We start from the raw sequence: 18,747 nt of genomic DNA on the forward strand, positions 1-18,747 counted from the left end.
AACAGTGAGAGAGAAGAGAAGGGCGCGGATGCGACCGAAACTCCGGCCAGATGTCTACTACGTCCCGACCGCGGACGGGGCCTTCATCATCGACAGCGCACGGTCAGTGACACTGCGTGGTGGGGCGATCTATCAGTGGGTGGAACTGCTCGCGCCGAGCCTGGACGGTTCCGTTCCGCTCGAGGACCTGACCTCTGGGTTGTCGCCCGCCCACCAGAAGATGGCCCTCGACCTGGTGGGGCTGCTCGAACGCAACGGATTCGTCCGCGACGTCAGCGATGACCTGCCGCACACGCTGACCGAGACGGAGCTCAAGCGCTACCAGGCGGAGATCGCCTACGTCGACTTCCGGTGCGACTCCGGCCCGGCGCGGTTCCAGACCTGGCGTGGCACCCGCATGGTCGTCGTGGGCAACGCCCCGCTCGCCGACTCCGCCGCCCGCGCCGCCTGGCACCTGGGCTGTAGCCGTGTTGAGGTCGTCGACCCCAGCGACGACGCCGACGCCCGGGCCGCGCGCGCCGCAGACCTCGCCGCGCTGCGGGAGGAGGACCCCACCCTCGAACTCGTCGAGACCCCGGCGTCCGACCTCGCCGCGAGCGTGTCCGCCGCGGACTTCGTGGTCGTGCTGACCGAGGACCCGGCGCTCATCGACACCGTGGCGGAGGCCTGTACGGCTCCGCTCCTGCCGGTCCTTGTGACCCGCGACTCGGCGTGGGTGGGCCCGATCCCGGGCGGTGCGGCCGGTTGGGCCGACGCCAAGGCGCGCCTGACCGACACCGGCACCCTTCCCGCCGGACCCTCGACCTGGTTGCGCGGACCCGCCGTGGGCGTGCCCGCCAACACCGCGCTGTTCGCGGCCTTCCGCGCCGTGACGGGCGCCTACCCCGCGCCGGTCTCCGGGGAGGTGGAGCGCATCGACCTGGAGACCCTGGAGTCCCAGACCGGGCGCGTGCTGCCGGTGGGCGCGGCGACGGCCCCCGTCAGCGAGGACCCGCGGGTGACGATCGACAGCGAGGCGTTCTCCCACGCCGCCGCCGAACTGTTCGACCCGCTCACCGGACCGCTCCTGGAGATCGAGGAGCACCCGGAGCAGCTGCCGCTGCGCGTCGCCGTGGCCCGCCTGGTGAAGGGCGGTCAGACCACCGACGTCCTCGGCGTGGCCGACGCCTTCGTGGAGGCCCGGCACGGTGCCACCCTGGCCGCCCTCGGCCGCCTGGCCGCCGCCCATCCGGCGAGCGGACCGGCCCGGGACCTCGTCAGCGGTGAGACCGGCCCCGTGGTCAAGCCGGTGGAAATCACCGACTCCCACGTCCCCGGTATCGGAGCGGCGCTCGACCGTGAGTCCGCGCTCTCCCAGGCGGTGCTCGACTACGCGGCGGAGCGGGTCGTGCCCGTCCCCGAGCGGGCTCCGCTGATCGGCCGGGACGACCTCCCCGAACTCGTCGGTGAACAGCTGCGCCGACTGGAACTGCTCGCGCAGTCGAGCGTCCGCCTCTTCCAGCTGGACGCCGAGCTGCCGACGGTCCTCGCCGCCTCCGACGCCGGGCCGCTGACGCGCGCCTCAGGCCCGGACCTGGCGTCCGCCGCCTCGCTGGCCGTCATCCGCGCCACGACCTCCGTGCAGTGCGGTGAGAACCCCGTCACGACGCCTCCACGACCGGAACGCGTGCCCGAACCCGAGGGTTCGGCTGCCCCGCTGACCGGCCACCTGCTGACGTCCGAGGGCGCGGTCAAGCTGTTGGCCGCGCGCGGGCACCGGCTCGGGGTCGTGGAACTGGACGGCGAGCCCGCTCTGCGGACGGCGACGCCGCACCTGGTGAGGGTGGTGGAGCTGTGACCGAGTCGTTGACGGCCGCCCCCACCGTGGTGGGAACCGGTGTCCTGGCCGAGGCGCTCAGGGCCGTGGTCCCGCCGGAGTACACGGTGGTGGTCGGTGAGGACGGTGTCCTGCCGGAGATCCCCGCCGGGAGCGGGCCGGTGCTGCCGGTGCTCGCGCGTCGGGACCGGCTCTACGTCGGGCCGGTGGTGCGTGAGGACCGCCCCGGGTGCCCCGAGTGCCTGGAGTCGCGTCTGCTGTTGGCCCGGGAGTTCCCGGAGCCGATGGCCGAGATCGACCGCCGGGACCCGGAGCGGCTCCGAAGGTGGGCGCCGCCCGCGCTGACCCACCTGCACGCGGAGTTCGCTGCCGAGGTCGCTGGCAGGCTGGTCGAGCTGGACCGGGACCAGGACACCTCCGAGCGGCGGTCGGTCATGGTGGTCCGGCTGATCGGCCTCGGCGTGCGTCGTGCGGTGCTCCTGCCGGACCCGCTGTGCGCCGTGTGCGGTGCGCTGCCCGAGGACAGCCCCGAGGACACCGGGACACTCGTTCCGAGCCCCTCGCTGTCCCACAAACCGGGTTCCATGCGGACCAAGTCCCTCGTGGACGACGCGTCCTTCCTCCCCACCTACGTGGACCGGGACGTCGGCCTCGTACGCACCCTCTTCAAGTACGGCGGCGGCGTGTTCCCGAACATGACCGCGCCGCTGGGCCTGCGGAACTCGACCGACATCGAGCAGGGCATCGGCCGTACCCCCTCCTACCGGGAGTCGGGCACCGCCGCCGTGGCCGAGGCGGTCGAGCGCTGGGGCGGGATGAGCCCGTCGGGTCACCGCAGTGTGGTCACGGGTGCCTACAAGGACCTCCCTGAGGCCCTCGACCTGCGACGGCTCGGCCTGCACGACGAGCACCGCTACGACGAGGAGGGCTTCCCGTGCCAACGGTGGACCGAGGAGTCTGAGCTGGACTGGGTCTGGGGCAGGTCCCTCACCCATGACAGGCCCGTCCTCGTGCCCGAGACCTACGCCTACTACCGCACCCGGCTGGTGCGCCCGGACCGTCCCCGGTTCCTGTACGAGGTGTCCAACGGCTGCGCCGTCGGCGGTTCCATGCCGGAGACGATCCTGCACGGGCTGATGGAGGTCATCGAGCGCGACGCGTTCCTGATGACCTGGTACTCGCGCCGCACCCCGGCCGAGATCGACCTCAGCACGGCCAAGGGGACCACCGTCCCGCTCCTGCTTGAGCGCATCGAGCGGCTGACCGGGTACACGGCGCACGCCTGGGACACCACCACCGAGCACGGCATCCCCAGCGTGTGGGTGGGCGTCGTCGACGAGCAGGAGCGCGACGGTCACGCCCGCTTCCTGTGCGCGGCGGCCTCGCACTTCGACATGGAGGACGCGGTGGCGGCCGGGCTCCTGGAGCTGGCCCCGATCATCGCCCAGCACCAGGACGAGCCCGACGACGTGCAGGACCTCGCCCGGCGCATGGTCGACGACCCCGACCTGTGCACCTCGATGCTGCACCACAGCCAGCTCAACGGCAGGCCGGAGGCGCAGGACCGGTTGGCGTTCCTGTTCGACGGGCCCAAGCGGGAGATGGCCGAGCCCGACCCGAGGCTGCACACCGACGGGCCCACCGACCTGGAGGCGCTGCTCAACGACACCGTCGAGCGTCTGCGGCAGCACGGCCTGGAGGTGCTGGTGGTGGACCAGACCACTCCCGAGCACCGGGCGGGCGGTCTGTTCTGCGTGAAGGTGATCGTTCCGGGGATGCTGCCGATGACCTTCGGCAACAGGTTCCGCCGTGTGCGCGGACTCGACCGGGTGTTCGCGGCGGCGGCGAAGGAGGGCTTCGACGACGTGAACCCCGACCCGCACCCGTTCCCATGACGGACACGCACCCGAACCCGACGGCGGTACCCGTGACCGACGACGATGACGCGACCCTGGTGCGGGAGTACCTGTACGACGTGCACTACCGGTGGCAGGCGATCCACGCGGAGGGGCAGGGCGGGCTCGACGACCCCGCCCGCCCCCCGCTGTTCACCCTCCCCGCCGAGCCACGGCGCAGGTTCCCGCTTCCCACCGGGCCGCGGCACCGGATCGGTCCGCTCGGGGCCGCGCTCCGGGACGAGCACACGCGTCCCGGAGCCGGCCCCGGCGGGTCCGGCCCCGACCACGGTTCGGACCTGGAACGACTGGGCGAGCTGCTGTTCTACGGCTACGGCTTCTCCCGCATGGACATCGGCCCGCAGGTGGAGTGGCCGTGGCACCGTACGGTGGCCTCGGCGCGCTGCTTCTACCCGGTCGAGCTGTCGGTGTGGTCGGACGCCGCGCCGGGCGGCGTCCACCGCTACGACCCGGCCCACCACGAACTCTCCGAGCTGCGCGACGACGTCGGACTGTCCGACCTGGCCGCAGCCGCAGCGGCGGAGCTCGACGGCGCCCGGACCGTGCTGATCGTCACGGCCAGGCTGGGCAAGACCGCCTTCCGGTACCGGAACTACGCCTACCGGCTGGTCACCCAAGAGGCGGGGCTCGTCCTCGGCAACCTCCAGGTGGTGGCCTCGGCTCTCGGCCTGGGCGGTCACGCACGGCTCCGGTTCCTCGACGAGGCCGTCGCCCGGCTGCTCGCGCTGCCGGACGACGACTCCGAGTCGGTCCTGGCGGTCCTGCCCCTGTGGGACGGCGCGCAGGCTCCGACCGAACCCGGTCACCGCACGGCCGCTCCGGTGCCGCCGAGACGGACCGTGGTCCCGGTCGCGGGCGGCAACGGAATCGAACCGGCGCTCAGCTACCGGACCCTCGCCGCGGAACGGGCCTCGCGACTGAACGACCCGGCGGAACTGGAGCCGGTGAAGGCGCCCGTCAGCACCCCGCTGGTCGGAGCCGAAGCCGCGGCGCCGGGTTCGGACCCCGACCTGCCGCTGGCACCGCTGCGGCGGGAGAGCGGCACGGACACCGGGGCGGCGGTGGTCCGCCGCGACTCCGGGCCCGACGTGTTCCTGCCCGCCGCGAAGCCGGTGCCGTTGGGGGTCGTGGCCGACCTCCTCCTCGACGCGGTCCGACCGACCGCCGACGACCTCTGGCACGAGACGGCCCCGCCCGAGGTGGGGGTGCACGTGATCGCCGGTGCGGTCACCGACCTGCCGCAGGGCCACTACCGGCTCGTGGACGGCGCCCTGCGCACCGTGAGCCACGGCGACCTGCGTCCCCCCTTCCAGGCCATGGACGTGTGGCGGACGGAGATCAACGCGCGGACCGCGCCGCTGATGGTGGCCGTCACCGCCGACACCGAGCGCCTGCTCGAACACCACCCGAGGCGTGCCTTCCGCGCGACCCAGCTGCTCACCGGAGTGGTGGCGCAGCGGGTCTCCCTGGCCGCGGCCGCGCACGGTCTGTCCGCCCGGGTGACCAACAGCTACGACGCCGACGAGTGCGCCCGCCTGCTGGGGCTCGACGGCGAACGGGAGATTCCGGTGTTTCTTCTGGTACTGGGCGAGCCCAACGCGCCCTGGCACCTGGGGACGAGGGTGCGGCCTTGATCGTTGCACGCGTAGCGGGGCTGCCCAGTGGCAGCGCGCGGGTCGGCGAACTGCCCGACACCGCCCGCCGCCTCGGCGAACTCGACGCCCTCCGGGGCGACCTGACCCGCAGGGGCGAGGAACTGGCGGACCTGATCCACGCGGCGGTGGGCGGCTGTGAGGACCGCGCCGTCCGCCGCGCGCTGCTGGCCTGCCGCCGGGCCGTCCACAACGGTCGGGCACCCAAGGCGTTGTCGGAGGCGGCGATGGCCCGGTTGTCCGGACCGGCGCGCGGACTCCACGCGCGGTTGGTCTCCGACCACGAGGCGCTGGACCGGGGCTGGGAGGAGGCCCGCGAGGCCTACCGCACCGAGACGTCGGCGGCCGAACAACGGCTGGCCGACCTCGTCCGGGACGAGGACTTCCGCCGCGCCCTGGCGATGGCCAGCGACGCCCTGTACCCCGACGTCGAGGCCTGGCTCTCCGGCCCTGCGAGTGCCTCCGAACACCTCAACACCCGCCGACGGGTGGTCAACTACGTCCTGCGGACCGCGCTGAAGACCAGCCCCTTCTCCACCCTGACCACCGCCGGACCGCTGCCCGACGGCGACGGTGCCGGGCTGGAGGGCGGGGCCACGGAGGCCGTCCAGGTCCCGGCGCCGGACCGGCTCTCCCGGCACCTGGAACTCAACGCCGAGGTCGAGTTCCAGCTGGAGCGCCTGCTGGTCACCGGGCGCGGGCCGCTGTTCCTGCGGACCAACCCGACCCTGACCGTCATGGGCGAGCGCGCCATGGTCGTGCACGCTGACGGGCGCTGCGTGGGCGTGCCCGCCCGCCCGTGGTTGCTCGCGCTCGCCCGGCGGGCCGAGGACGGCGCCTCCCCGGCCGACCTCGCCGGGTTCCTCACCTCCGAGTTCGGCGCGGCCGCAGCCGAGGCCGAGTCGATGCTCGGCCAACTGGTCAGAGCCGGTCTCCTCCAGAGCGACCTCGGCGTGCCCGACCAGACCCGGGACCGTCTGACCGACGTGGCCGACCGCCTCGGTCTGCCGGAGGCCTCCCCGGTGAGACGGGTCGGCGGGGCCGCGGGCGAGGTCGAGTCCGCCGATACACCCGCTGACCGGTGGCTCTCCCTGGGACGTCTGCGCTCGACGGTCGGCGAGGCGCTGACCGAGGCCGGGGGCGACCCCTCCCTGATCCCGGGCAAGTACCTCTGTTACGAGGACGTGCTGCCCGGCTGGACCACCGCGCCCCGAACCCCGGACTGGTCGGCGTTCGACCGCGACCTGCACCGGGTCCGGCGCCTGGTGTCGGTGTTCGACGGGGCCCTGCCCGGCCGACTGGCCATCGCGGAGCTGCTCGGACGCCGCTTCGGGACCACCGCCCGTGTGGGCCTGATGGAGGCCTGGCTGGCCTGGAACGAGGCCGCTCCGGCGAACGCCTCGGAGGGTGCCCCCGACACGGTCCTCCACGCGCTGCGTGACAACCCCTTCCACCTGGCCGACACCGGGGTGCCCCGTGTCGAGGAGCTGCGCCGGTTCCAGACCGGACTGCTCGGGCTCCTCTCCCCGCCGGACGGCGGCGATCCCGCCTTCGACGCGGACACCGGAGCCCTGGACCAGCTGTTGGACGCCGGTCCCGACTGGCTGCCCCAGGACCACCCCACCACCCTGTTCCTCCAGCCCCTGGCTGACGGGTCCCTCGCGTTCAACGCGTCCGCTCCGGGGCACGAGACCGCGGGCTCCCGGGTGCGCCGCTGGTCGGAGCCGCCCGGCCCGTACGAGGACCGGGGCGGTGACGGGCCACTCCTGGTCGAGGTGGCGGGCCTGTTCCGCAGCTCCCTCAATCGGGTGGCGCCTCACGCCTCCCACGAACTGGTCTGGCCCGGGTGCGTCCCCTCCCGGCCTCCGGAGCGGCGGGTCCGCCCGGCGGACCTGGAGATCCGGCTGGACCCGGCCGGTGTCCCGACGCTGTGGTGGCGACCGGGCGACCGCCCGGTGGAGCTCGTCCACCGGGGGACCATGGGCCGGTTCTGGTTCCCACCCGTGTTGCGCTTCCTCCTCGACCTGACCACCCCCATGTCCGAGGCGTGGGCGCTGGTGGGGCGGGCCCGCGCGCTGTACGTCAACCCGAAACCGTCCGAGGTGTCGGTCCTGCCGCGCCTGCGGGTCGGCGGGGTCCTCATGGAACGCCGGAGCTGGATCGTGCCCCGAGCGGAGCTGGACCTGGGCGAGGGGGACGACTTCGACCGCTTCACCCGCGTGCGCCGCCGGGTCCGGGACCTGGGGCTGCCCGACGTCGTCTTCGCGCGGGCCGCCGATGTCGTCGACACCACCGAGCGGGTCATGGAGAAGGCCAAGGACCGCAAGCCGCGCCCGCTGGACCTGTGCTCCTGGTGGGGGGTCGAGGAGCTGGCCCGGCTGTCCAAGGGACGGGACCTGCTGCTGTTCCAGGAGGCCGCGCCGGACGTGTTCGGCTCAGGCCGGGTCGTGGAGTACGCCGTCGAACTACCGGGGGAGCGCCGATGAGCTGGATCACGGCCCACTGCTACTACCACCAGGACCCGGCGGTGGTGATCACCTCCGTCGTGGCGCCGACCGTGCGGTCGCTGGGGGACAGGGCGCCGCACTGGTTCTACGTCCGCTACTGGACCGGTGGACCGCACGTCAGGTTCCGCCTGTGGGTGCCCGACCCCGACGACCGCGAGACCGCGCGCGAGGAGGTCCGGAGCCGGTTCGGGGACCTGGTCGCACAGCGGCCCTCACGCGTCGAGGCGGACCCGGCCGACTTCCAGCGGCTCGCCGACCTGATCGGCAACCCCGGCGACGAGGCCGGGGCCGACATCCTCCCGGACAACACCCTCACCTGGGAGTCGTACCGGCCCGAGACGGAGCTGTACGGCGGCCCCGCGGCCATGGAACACGTTGAGGAGTTCTTCACCGCGTCCAGCCGCGACGCCCTGGCCTACGTCGGCACCCCCACCGACCCGGTGGCCCGCGCAGTGTGGTGCATGGCAAGCGGGCTGGCGACGGTCGGCGACGCGGACTGGGTCAACCGGTTCGTGGACCACATGGTTGGCCGCTGGATCGGTGAGCAGATCGGCGCCCAGTGGCAGCGGGTCGTCGACCAGTCCTGGCAGCGGTCCGGGGACCGCGTCCGCCATCTCGTCCGGCACGCCCTGACCGCCTCGCCCAGTGGCGGCGAGGGGGAGTGGCTCGGGGCCTGCCAGCGGCTCCAGGAGGGGTTGGCCGACGTGGAGGCGCGGGGCCTGCTGGAACCGGCCGAGGGGGCCGCGCCCGACGGACTCGCCCACCTGGACCGGGGGATGGCGACCCTGTCCGCGCTGCACATGCACAACAACCGCCTCGGGGTTCACATGGAACGGGAAGCACTGGTGATGGAACTGCTCAGGCTGGCCCTGGCCGACACCGTGACGGTGCGGTCGTGACCGCCGCCCGGCGACTCCGGGTCGCCTACCACGACGCCGACCCCGCGCCCCTGCTGAGGGCCGGGGTACGCCCCCTGCTCGCTGAACTGACGGCCGAGGGCCTGCCCGCGTACTGGGCGCGGCACTGGCGCCGAGGCCCGCACCTGCGGATCGTCGTGGACGCCGACGAGGCCGCATGGGAGGGGATCGTACGCCCCGCGGCACGACGCCATCTGGAGGCGGCCCTGGCCGCCCACCCCTCCACCACGGTGATCGACCCGGCAACCCTGCGTGAGACCTACCGGCTGCTCGCCGAACGCGAACGGGAGTACGGGCCGCTGGAGCCGCAGCAGCCCGACAACACGGTCGAGGAGGAGCCGCACGACCCCCGGCTGCACGTGCTCGGCACCCACGACGCCGTCGCGCTGTTCGAGGGGTTCCACCAGCGCACCAGTGACGCGGCGCTCACCATGGCCGTGGGCGAGGGCCCCTCGCTCAGCACCCACGTCGTCGACCTCATGCTGATCATGGCCCAGGAGGTGGGCGGCTACCTCGAACGCGGATTCGTCTCCTACCGCTCCCACGCCGAGGCGCACATCATGGGCAGCCCCGACCCCCGAGCCGTCCGCGCGCTGTTCGACGAACGTTCCGCCAGGCTGCGCGAGCCCCTCGTCCAGAGGGTGCGGGCGCACGCCGAAGGGGCCACCGCCCACCTGGACGAACTCACCGTCACCGTGGGCCGCGAACTCGTGCGGGCCGCCGACGACGCCCGCCCCCTGCTCGCCGACGGCCGACTCGACCTCGACGGGCCGATCGCGAACGGCGGGGGAGCCGAGGGGGGCGACGCCACGGAGGAACAGACCCGCCACAGCGACTTCCACCGGACCCTGCGCGGCTCCGGCGACTTCGAGCGGACCCTGCGCGAGGCACCCTGGTTCCTGCGCTACCGGGTGGCGCTCAATCTCCTGTACCTGCACCTGGCGCGCATCGGCGTCCGCCCGGTGGACCGTTTCCTGTACTGCCACGTCGTCGCCGACGCGGTGGAGCAGGCCTGTGGGGTCGACGCCGTGGCGATGGTGGCCTCGGGCGCGACCGAACTCGTAGAAGGGCACTCATGAGCACGGCCGAGCGCACGACCGCGACCGACGCCGACCGGGACACCGTCCTGGCGTACCTGGCCGACCGCGAACTGCCCCAGGTGTCGGGGGCGTACCAGCTGTACCCGACGAGGGCCGGGCGGCCCGGTGTGGCCGAGCACGCCCTGCCCCGCCCCGGTCACGGCCCCGACGGGCCCGTCGACCGCATCTCACGCATGCTGGCCACCGGCAACGGACTCGCCCGGCACCGGTTCCTGACCGTCTCGGGAGCGCGGGCGTTCCTGCCCACCGGCGCCCCCGGATGGGGGTTCGACGAGCAGCACGTGATGACCACCCTGCTGCGCCTGGTCGCCAGCGGCGGCGCGGCCTACCCGGTGGACCTGTGGCTGCTCTCTGGCGGGGAGTCCGGACTGCCGGTCGGCGCGCACCGCTACAACCCGGTCCACCACGGGCTGACCCAGGTCACCACCGAGGACCCCCGGCCGCGCCTGGCGCGGGCCCTGGGCGGCGCGGTCTCCGACCTCACCATCGTGCTGACGACCCGGCTGGAGCGCACCACGGGCCGGTACGGCAAGTTCGCGCACCGGCTGCACCTGCTGGACACCGGCCACACGCTGGCGCAGCTGCTGATCGCGGGGCGCAGCCTGGACTGGGAGTGCACGCCCCGGCTGGCGTTCGTCGACGACGAGATCGAGCACATCCTGGACCTGGGCGACGAGACCGAGATCGCCTTCGCGGTGGTCACGGTCGGCCCGACCAGCACGGTGACGCCCGCCAGCGACCCGGCGCCCGTCCGGATCCCGCCGGTCCCGGACCGCTACCCGCAGGACGTCCTGCGGGCGGCCCGCCGCTCCGAGCCCGGGCCGGAGCTGGAGTTCGGCGAGATCACCATGCCCCGCGACCCGGACCGGGCCATGCAGCGCCGTCGCAGCCCCGTCGGCGGGTTCGTGGCGCCCCCGCCCTCCGCCGAGGACCTGGCGCCCGTGGCTGAAGCGGTCGACTCCGTGCTGGGCCCGCTGGGCGGGCACGGCAGGCTGGTCCCGCCCAAGGACCCGAGAGTGGCCACCCGGATCGGGGCGCCGGGACACCGGCTCAACCTGTCACTGGCGGGCGTGGTCGTCCCGGTCCTGCAACTGCCCGAACTGGTGCGCGAACACGGCGCCGGTGCCCTCCGGGTGGGGGCGGTGGCGATCGGCGTCTCACTCCAGGCGGCGGCCCTGGTCGCGGCCGACCGCGGCTTCGGGACCTTCCCGCTGTGCGCCTACGACGGCCCGGGCATCGAGGCCAACCTCGAACTGCCCGAGGCCTCCACGATGTGCGTGGCGCCGATCGGTGTGGCCGCCCACGTCGGTGCCTCGCTGGAGGTGCCGCTGTAGGCGGTGCCGCGAACGGCCCGGTCCCGGTGGTGGGGGATGCCGACGGGACCGGGCGTACGTGGGGCCGGGCCGGTCGGGAACTCCCCGAACGGCCCGGCCCCTTGATCGTCGGCCCACCGCCGGGGGTCGTCCTCGTGGACGCCCACCGGCCGCGGCCGTCACTGACGCGGGGCCGCCCCGCCCTGGGCGCCCTCGAAGAGGGAACGCACCTGCTCCCGGGTCCTCGGCCGCAGCGGCTCGGACCAGGCCCGCCACGTCTGCTCGGTCAGCTCCTCGGCGGTGGTGTCCAGGCCCAGCTCCTCGAACTCCGTGGGGAAACCCCAACGGCGCAGGAGGTCGGCCAGCGCGTCCGCGACCTCGACCGGGGTCACGGACGTCCCCGTGAGGCCCAGCGCGCGGCCACCGAGATCGGCGAGCCGGTCCGCGTGCCCGGCCAGCTTGTCGCCGTCGACCACCATGCGCGCCCACCGGGTCAGCAGGACCCCCAGGGCCGGGCCCTTGCGCAGTCCCTGCGCGGTGAGCGTGTTGGTCGGGTACCAGATCCAGAACGAGTGCAGGTGGCGGCCGATCTGGTGCAGCGTGAACGTGCTGACGCTGGCGGCCAGCGCGATGGTGCCGCGCGCCTCCAGGTCGTCGCCGTCGGCCAGAGCCCGTTCAGCGGCCGGGATGACCGCCCTGATCTGACCGATCGCGACCTCGTCGGGCAGGGCCGTGGTCGGCGGGTCCGACACCATGGGGACCAGGAGGCGGGCGACCGTTTCGAGCGCGCCCTCGGCGGTCAGTGCGGGCGGCAGGGACGTGTGCAGCATCGGGTCGATCACCGCGACCCTGGGGAACAGGGACCAGTGGACCAGGAAGCGGCGGTCCGTGCCGTCGGCCAGGCTCGCCTTGGCGTTCACCTCGCTGCCGGTCGCCGCCGTGGTCGGCACCGCCACCACGGGCAGGCCGCCCCGCGTGACGGGCTCCGGCATGACGAACCCGCCGCCGGGCTTCCAACCGGTGAGCAGACCGGGCAGCGCCACCGCCGCGGCGGCCGCCTTGGCCAGGTCCATCACCGTTCCGCCGCCGATCGCGCAGACGGATCGCACACCCTCAGCGCGCAGGCGGTTGGCCAGGTCCTCGGCCTCCTGCCGGGTGGGCGTGGAGGCGGCGCGGCGAACGACCACCTCGGGGGCGAGCCGTTCCAGCAGCTGGGCGACGCCGGGGACGGCCGTCGCCGCGTGTTCGTCGACCACGACCGCGACCGGTCGGCCGGTCCGTTCGATCTCCAGCGGTACGTCACCCAGACGGCCGGCGCCGAAGTCGACCCTGGTGGGCACCCACCAGTGGGGGTTGATGGTGGAACCCGCTTCGGTCATCGTGACCTCACCGCCTTCAACGCGCCGGTCAGCCGGGCCGCGATCTCGTCCACTTCGGCGTCGGTGACGACGAGCGGGGGGAACAGGAGCAGGCAACGGCGGCTCAGGTGGACCAGGAGCCCGTTGCGCTGGCACAGGTGACTGATCATCGCCATGTCCATGGGGGACAGGGGCTCACGGCTCACCGGGTCCCGGACCAGTTCGACGGCCAGGGCCAGGCCCTCGCCGCGCACCTCACCGACGATGTCCAGTTCGAGGAGCGTGTCCAGGTGCTGTCGCAACCGGGCTCCGGCCTTCGCGGAGCGCTCCACCAGGTTCTCGTCCTCCATGACGTCGAGAGTGGCGAGGGCGGCGGCACAGGCGGCGGGGTTGCCGGACTGGGTCTCCCCATGGGTGAGGTAGGTCCCCGAGGCCTCGTAGGCCTCGTACACCTCGGCGGGGAAGAGCGTGGCGGCCAGCGGGAGGTAGCCGCTGTTGATGCCCTTGGACAGGGTGACCACGTCGGGGCGGACGCCGGTGTGCTCGCTCGCGAACATCCTCCCGGTGCGTCCGAACCCCGTGGCCACCTCGTCGACGATCAGGTGGGCACCCATGCGCCTGGTGGCGGCGGCGACCTCCTCAAGGAAGCCGTCCGGCGGCATGAGCACACCGCCCGAGCACAGGATGGGCTCGACGATGACGGCCGCCACCTGGTCGCCCTCGGTGCGCTCCAGTTCGGCCAGGGCCTCACGGCAGGTCCGCTCGTCGGGGCCCAGCCCGCGTTCGGCGGCGAAGGGGTCGGGGTAGGGGAGCAGCCGGTTCCACCGGCGGTCCACCCCGTACTCCTCCTGGTCCAGGTCCTCGCCGGTCAGGGCCATGGCGCCGATTCCGGTGCCGTGCCAGGAGTGGGCGTCGAAGGAGACCACCAGGCGGCGCTCTGGCTGTCCCACGAGGCTCCGGTAGCGGCGCAGCACCTTGACGGCCGTCTCGTTCGCGGAGGAACCCGAGGAGGAGAAGTAGACGCGCTCGAAGTCGCCCGGCGCGATCTCCAGCAGCCGGGCGGCGAGGTCCCGGGCCGTGTCGTGGCCGTAGCGGAACAGCGTCCCGTAGGAGAACCGGCGCAGCTGCTCGGTGACGGCGTCGACGATCCTGGGGTGGTTCCAACCGCAGGTCACGTTCCACAGGCCGGACGTGGCGGACAGGTAGCTGTTCCCGGCCTCGTCCCGGACCCGGACGCCCTCACCCTCCACGAGGGTGGTCCCGCCTCGCTCGAACATGGACATCGAAGTCATCGGCAGCCACAGGGGCGAGGCTCCCGAAGATCCCGGTGGAGCGGGGGGTCGCCCGTCAGAGTTCATCTCGCTCTTTCTTGGCAGGCTTCAGTCGACGCTGCACCCAGCATGCGGTAAGTCGCTTACAGCTCGATTACTGTCCGGTTGCGCCGAACAGGTCTTTCGACCTACTTTCATGACGTGCTGAAGGTAACCGCCGGCAATGATCTGCCACGTAAAGTAGTGATAAAGCTGGCCCGTTCCGGATGCGCGGAGATGGGTAGAGCACTTCCCGAACAGGAGGCGACGTGATTGAGTTCGGGATTCTGGGTCCACTGGTCATTTATCGGGACGGCGTTCCGATTGTGCTCAGGGCCCCCATGTTGCGCCGTCTGTTGGCCGTACTGCTGAGTCAGGGAGGGCACCGGCTCTCGCTGGACGAGCTGGCGGAAGCCCTCTGGGAAGGGACGCCACCGGACGGAGCCCGCAGCACCCTGCAGGTGTACGTTCACCGACTGCGGAAGGTACTGGACGACAGTGGCCGTCTGGTTCGGGACGGCCCGGGTTATCGCATGGAGTTGTGTAGCGCGGAGGTCGATGCGAAGAGGTTCGAGACGACCGTCGCCCTCGCCCGTAGGGCGCGCGGTCGGAGTGATCTCCAGCAGGCCTCCGAAATGTACTGCCACGCGATGGCGCTGTGGAGGGGAAGACCCTATTCGGATATTCCCAACGGCGGTGTGGTGGCGAACGAGATTCGGCGGCTGGAGGAACTCAGGCTGCTGACGAACCAGGAACGGATCGAGATCGATCTGGACCGAGGACACCACGCCCGTCTGGTCCCCGAGCTGACGGAGCTGACCACCTCCCACCCGTACCGGGAGAGGCTGCTCGCCCTGTTGATGCTCGCGCTGTACAGATCGGGCCGACAGGCCGAGGCGCTGGGGATCTATCGGGGAACCCGCCTCCGGCTCGCCCAGGAGCTCGGTGTGGAGCCCACCATGCCCCTGCGGCGACTCCACGAGGCGATCCTGCGGGCCGACGGCCAGCTCCTGCACATCACCGCCGACGAGCTGGACACGCAGTGGGAACCGAGCGCCGCGTAGGCGGGTCCCGTCGGAGGGGCGTCCCGGATCACCTCCGATTACGCACCTGAACGGCCACACACACGACGACGCGACGGGGCACGGGTCCGACTCCGCGAAGGACCCCGTGTCCCGGTCGCGGACGCGGTCCGGCCCGGGAACGCGCACCCCCGGGGTCCGAGGCCCCGAGGGGTACCGCCGTCCGGGCCTGGGTACGGTTCGACCATGGCCAGAACGTACAGTGACGCCCTGGTGGCCGACGGCCCGCTCCTCTTCGTCTCCGGACAGACCCCGGTTGCTCCCGACGGCGACGTCGCGGGAGACGCGGGCGGGCAGACCCGGCAGATCTTCCGCAACATGGAGGCCGTCCTGGCCCGGCACGGAGCCGACCTGACGCACGTGGTGAAGCTGACCTACTACCTCCGCCACATCACCGACCTCGACGAGTTCCGCTCCGCCCTCCTGGACTCCCTGCCCGGAGACCACCGGCCCGCGGCCACGCTGGTCGAGGTGAGCGGACTGGTGGACCCGCGCTTCCACGTGGAGATCGACGCCGTCGCCTGCCTGCCTCGGGAGCGCGCTTGAGCGCCCCCGAGCCCGCCGCCGTGCTCCTGGAGCGCTTCTCGGCGCACCTGTCCGGCGAACTGGGTCGCTCCCCGCACACCGTGCGCGGCTACCTCGCCGACCTCACCTCCCTCGTCGAGGCCCTCGACGCGCGCGGCCGCACACCGGCAGACCTCGACGTCCCCCTGGTCCGCGCCTGGCTCTCCAGCGCCCGCGCGGCCGGGGCCAGCCGGTCCACGATCGCCAGACGGGTGGCGGCGGTCCGCGCCCTGACCCGCTACCTGCACCGCGAGGGGGTCCTGGCCACCGACCCGGGCCCGCGCCTGTCCACCCCCCGCCAACAGCGCGGCCTACCCTCGGTGCTGGACGAGGAGCAGGCCGCGACCGCGTTGGAGGGCCCCACCCCGACGACCCCGGTGGAACTGCGCCGCCACGCGGTGGTGGAACTGCTGTACGCCACGGGCATCCGGGTCGCCGAACTCTGCGCCCTGGACACCGCCGACATCGACCGCTCCCGCGACACCGTCCGGGTCCTGGGCAAGGGCGACAAGGAGCGCACGGTACCGGTGGGTGCCCCGGCCCTGGACGCCTTGGACGCTTGGACCGCTCGGGGCCGACCGGAGTTCGTCTCCGCGACGCCCGTCGGGGCCCTCTTCCTCGGTGCCAGGGGCGGGCGCCTGGGCGTCCGCCAAGCACGCGAGGACGTCCACGCTCACCTGCGCGCCGCCGGAGTGGACTCCGGCCCGCACGGACTGCGGCACAGCGCCGCGACCCACCTCCTCAACGGCGGGGCCGACCTGCGCAGTGTCCAGGAGTTCCTCGGCCACTCCAGCCCGCGCAGCACGCAGATCTACACCCACGTCTCCGTGGAGCGCCTGCGCTCCGCCTACCAGCAGGCCCATCCCCGCGCCTGATGCCGTCCGGCACCGATCCGGCGCAGGGGCACGGGCCTGATGCCGTCGGGCACCGATCCGGGCACAGGCGCACGGGCCTGTCTCCGTGGAGCCTGCGCTTCGCCTACCAGCAGGCCCATCCCCGAGCCCGTCCGGCACCGATCCGGGCACAGGCCCACGGACCCCTCCCACAGCAGCCACCCCCAGCGGCCGAGCGGACGGGGACCCACCTCTGCCTGCCGCAGCCCCTGCCCGCTGAGGCCCGGACGGGGTCCGGGCCCGAGCCTCGTGACGGTCTCCGGGCACGCGGCGCCGGTGGCCGGTCCGTGACGACGGGGACCGGCGGTCCCTCGCCCGCCTGACCGGGGCGGCGGCCCGGACGCTCGTCGTGCACCACCCGGCCGGTGCCGTGTGGTGCAGGGGCAGGAGACGCACCTTCCCGCGGCCCAGGAGACTCAGCGGGTCCAGGTAGGCGGACCCGCGGAGCAGGCCCCAGTGGAGGCAGTGGCGGTCCTGGCAGTGCCGGGGCTCGGCGGACAGGGTGCCCAGGGGCTGGTCGCCCACCGGGTCGCCCCGGGAGACGGAGGCGTCCACGGGCTGGTAGGTGGTGCGCAGGTCCCCATGGGAGACGCTCACCACTCCCACGCCCGCGACCCGACCGGCGAAGTGGACGCGACCCGGGCCCGCGGGGTGGATCGACTGCCCCGGTTCGGCGGCCAGGTCCACACCCCGGTGGCCGGGCAACCAGGGTTGTTCGGGTGGGTCGAACCCACGCAGGACCTCGGCCGGGGGCTCCACCGGCCAACGCCACGAGGACACGGCGAAGGCGGCTGGAGACGTGGTGCGGTGGGGCAGGACCGGCAGGAGCAGGAGAGAGAGCGACAACAGCAGGTGCCAGACACGGCGAGGGCTCATGCCTCCAGCGTGCGCCCCGGGGCCGGACTTCGCCACCGCCGATCCGCATCTGTGGACAACCCGTTCCGCGACCCGTCGGCACTCCCCACCGGCCTCCCCGGAACCGCCCGTGGCGGAGCTGCGCTCACCCAGTGATCTGCCTGGGCACGGAGCTGTTCCGGGGTGTGTCCCGCGGAGGATAGAATCATCCGTGGTCCGCTGGACCAACCAACAATACGCACGCCCACACGCCTCCTCAGGGAGGGGCCGCACCCACGGTCCACACCGCTTCGGCGGGGTGGCGGTACGGCCGGGGCGTCAGGATCAACCGACGGCGGAGCACTCCTCCGCCACCGCAAGGAGGACCAGGTCATGGCCACAGTCGTGACGATTCGCCAGCTCCTGGAGAGCGGCGTCCACTTCGGGCACCAGACCCGTCGCTGGAACCCCAAGATGAAGCGCTTCATCTTCACTGAGCGCAACGGCATCTACATCATCGACCTCCAGAAGTCGCTGGCGTACATCGACCGCGCCTACGAGTTCGTCAAGCAGACGGTCGCCCACGGTGGCACCATCCTGTTCGTCGGCACGAAGAAGCAGGCGCAGGAGGCCATCGACGAGCAGGCTCGCCGCGTCGGCATGCCGTTCGTCAACCAGCGCTGGCTGGGCGGCATGCTCACCAACTTCTCCACCGTGCACAAGCGGCTCCAGCGCCTCAAGGAGCTGGAGGAGATCGACTTCGACGACGTCGCCGGCTCCGCCCTCACCAAGAAGGAGCTGCTCAACCTTCGCCGTGAGAAGGACAAGCTGGAGCGCACCCTCGGTGGTATCCGCGACATGTCCCGCGTGCCCAGCGCCGTGTGGATCGTGGACACCAAGAAGGAGCACATCGCGATCAGCGAGGCTCGCAAGCTGAACATCCCGGTCGTCGCCATCCTCGACACCAACTGCGACCCGGACGAGGTCGACTACCCGATCCCGGGTAACGACGACGCCATCCGCAGCGTCAGCCTCCTCACCCGCGTCGTCGCCGACGCCGTCGCCGACGGTCTCCTGGTCCGCTCCGGTGCCTCCGGCGCGACCGAGGAGAAGGCCGCCGAGGAGCCCCTGGCCGAGTGGGAGCGCGAGCTCCTCGAGGGCAAGAGCGAGACGGCTGCCGCCGAGGCCGCCGCCGAGCAGGCCCCCGACGAGACCCCGACCGTCGCTCCGGCCGACGAGGTCGCCGCCGAGGCTCCGGCCGAGGTCACCTCCGAGGACTCCCCGGTGGACGCCCCCGAGCAGGCCCCCGCCGAGGCTCCGGTCGAGACCCCCGCCGAGGACAAGACCGCCGAGTAGTCAGCGGCCCCTTCCGGGGACACCGTTTCCCGCGCGCCGCCTCGCCCTTTTCGGGCGGGGCGGCCCGCGCGGTGCTCACCCGGGTCGCTCCACTTCCAGATCAGACTTCACTCAAGGGAATCCGAGAAC

Annotated in this window: 13 protein-coding genes and 1 pseudogene; 11 read left to right on the top strand and 3 right to left on the bottom strand. The window is 72.8% G+C overall.

Annotated elements, in window-relative coordinates; all coding sequences use genetic code 11:
- Window positions 1-28 precede the first annotated feature (28 nt).
- Genes KBX21_RS10345 through KBX21_RS10375 form a run of 7 tightly spaced genes read left to right on the top strand, consistent with a single transcriptional unit; the run spans window position 29 to window position 11,242 of the window.
- A complete protein-coding gene (locus KBX21_RS10345) occupies window positions 29-1,837 on the top strand; it encodes an NAD(P)-dependent oxidoreductase (RefSeq protein ID WP_210841767.1) in 1,809 nt (602 codons plus the stop codon).
- Complete coding sequence (locus KBX21_RS10350) at window positions 1,834-3,711, top strand: TOMM precursor leader peptide-binding protein (RefSeq protein WP_049570689.1); 1,878 nt, start codon at window positions 1,834-1,836, stop codon at window positions 3,709-3,711. The genes KBX21_RS10345 and KBX21_RS10350 overlap by 4 nt, the downstream gene beginning before the upstream one ends.
- A gap of 32 nt (window positions 3,712-3,743) precedes the next feature.
- Complete coding sequence (locus KBX21_RS10355) at window positions 3,744-5,366, top strand: SagB family peptide dehydrogenase (protein WP_307869184.1); 1,623 nt, start codon at window positions 3,744-3,746, stop codon at window positions 5,364-5,366.
- Window positions 5,363-7,870: a lantibiotic dehydratase gene (locus tag KBX21_RS10360; protein WP_210841769.1), complete on the top strand. Its 2,508-nt coding sequence runs from the start codon at window positions 5,363-5,365 to the stop codon at window positions 7,868-7,870. Before KBX21_RS10355 ends, KBX21_RS10360 begins: the two co-directional genes overlap by 4 nt.
- The gene (locus tag KBX21_RS10365; RefSeq protein ID WP_210841770.1) at window positions 7,867-8,790 is read left to right on the top strand and encodes a thiopeptide-type bacteriocin biosynthesis protein; all 924 of its coding nucleotides are present in this window, start codon (window positions 7,867-7,869) and stop codon (window positions 8,788-8,790) included. The genes KBX21_RS10360 and KBX21_RS10365 overlap by 4 nt, the downstream gene beginning before the upstream one ends.
- Window positions 8,787-9,887: a thiopeptide maturation pyridine synthase gene (locus tag KBX21_RS10370; protein ID WP_210841771.1), complete on the top strand. Its 1,101-nt coding sequence runs from the start codon at window positions 8,787-8,789 to the stop codon at window positions 9,885-9,887. Before KBX21_RS10365 ends, KBX21_RS10370 begins: the two co-directional genes overlap by 4 nt.
- Window positions 9,884-11,242, top strand: coding sequence for a SagB/ThcOx family dehydrogenase (locus tag KBX21_RS10375; protein ID WP_210841772.1), 1,359 nt, complete (start codon window positions 9,884-9,886; stop codon window positions 11,240-11,242). The genes KBX21_RS10370 and KBX21_RS10375 overlap by 4 nt, the downstream gene beginning before the upstream one ends.
- 158 nt (window positions 11,243-11,400) lie before the next feature.
- Here KBX21_RS10375 and KBX21_RS10380 read toward each other — a convergent pair whose 3' ends face one another.
- Both KBX21_RS10380 and KBX21_RS10385 read right to left on the bottom strand, forming a co-directional pair.
- A complete protein-coding gene (locus tag KBX21_RS10380; RefSeq protein ID WP_049570709.1) occupies window positions 11,401-12,600 on the bottom strand; it encodes an iron-containing alcohol dehydrogenase in 1,200 nt (399 codons plus the stop codon).
- A complete protein-coding gene (locus KBX21_RS10385; protein ID WP_247665525.1) occupies window positions 12,597-13,862 on the bottom strand; it encodes an aspartate aminotransferase family protein in 1,266 nt (421 codons plus the stop codon). The genes KBX21_RS10380 and KBX21_RS10385 overlap by 4 nt, the downstream gene beginning before the upstream one ends.
- A 368-nt stretch (window positions 13,863-14,230) precedes the next feature.
- Here KBX21_RS10385 and KBX21_RS10390 point away from each other — a divergent pair, with 368 nt between their 5' ends.
- The 3 genes from KBX21_RS10390 (at window position 14,231) to KBX21_RS10400 (ending at window position 16,410) form a co-directional block, all read left to right on the top strand.
- Entirely contained in the window at window positions 14,231-14,953 is a 723-nt protein-coding gene (locus tag KBX21_RS10390; RefSeq protein ID WP_049570788.1) for an AfsR/SARP family transcriptional regulator, read from the top strand.
- 204 nt (window positions 14,954-15,157) lie between these two features.
- Complete coding sequence (locus KBX21_RS10395; RefSeq protein ID WP_049570716.1) at window positions 15,158-15,517, top strand: RidA family protein; 360 nt, start codon at window positions 15,158-15,160, stop codon at window positions 15,515-15,517.
- Window positions 15,514-16,410, top strand: coding sequence for a tyrosine recombinase XerC (locus tag KBX21_RS10400; protein ID WP_210841774.1), 897 nt, complete (start codon window positions 15,514-15,516; stop codon window positions 16,408-16,410). Before KBX21_RS10395 ends, KBX21_RS10400 begins: the two co-directional genes overlap by 4 nt.
- A gap of 450 nt (window positions 16,411-16,860) precedes the next feature.
- On the opposite strand, the pseudogene KBX21_RS26600 reads toward KBX21_RS10400, so the two are convergent.
- A pseudogene (locus KBX21_RS26600) lies at window positions 16,861-17,304 on the bottom strand (peptidoglycan DD-metalloendopeptidase family protein); the annotation flags it as partial.
- Window positions 17,305-17,655: 351 nt separating this feature from the next.
- Here KBX21_RS26600 and rpsB point away from each other — a divergent pair.
- Complete coding sequence (rpsB, locus tag KBX21_RS10410) at window positions 17,656-18,618, top strand: 30S ribosomal protein S2 (RefSeq protein WP_049570723.1); 963 nt, start codon at window positions 17,656-17,658, stop codon at window positions 18,616-18,618.
- The last annotated feature ends 129 nt before the right edge of the window (window positions 18,619-18,747 follow it).

It is taken from the genome of Nocardiopsis sp. B62, from assembly GCF_018070675.1.
Taxonomy (GTDB): domain Bacteria; phylum Actinomycetota; class Actinomycetes; order Streptosporangiales; family Streptosporangiaceae; genus Nocardiopsis; species Nocardiopsis prasina.

Bases quoted from the DNA above. Each gene is read 5' to 3' on its own strand.
- KBX21_RS10345 (WP_210841767.1), top strand. From the start codon at position 29: ATGCGACCGAAACTCCGGCCAGATGTCTACTACGTCCCGACCGCGGAC.
- KBX21_RS10375 (WP_210841772.1), top strand. From the start codon at position 9,884: ATGAGCACGGCCGAGCGCACGACCGCGACCGACGCCGACCGGGACACC.
- rpsB (WP_049570723.1), top strand. From the start codon at position 17,656: ATGGCCACAGTCGTGACGATTCGCCAGCTCCTGGAGAGCGGCGTCCAC.
- KBX21_RS10380 (WP_049570709.1), bottom strand. From the start codon at position 12,600: ATGACCGAAGCGGGTTCCACCATCAACCCCCACTGGTGGGTGCCCACC.
- KBX21_RS10395 (WP_049570716.1), top strand. From the start codon at position 15,158: ATGGCCAGAACGTACAGTGACGCCCTGGTGGCCGACGGCCCGCTCCTC.
- KBX21_RS10385 (WP_247665525.1), bottom strand. From the start codon at position 13,862: ATGTCCATGTTCGAGCGAGGCGGGACCACCCTCGTGGAGGGTGAGGGC.
- KBX21_RS10390 (WP_049570788.1), top strand. From the start codon at position 14,231: ATGTTGCGCCGTCTGTTGGCCGTACTGCTGAGTCAGGGAGGGCACCGG.
- KBX21_RS10365 (WP_210841770.1), top strand. From the start codon at position 7,867: ATGAGCTGGATCACGGCCCACTGCTACTACCACCAGGACCCGGCGGTG.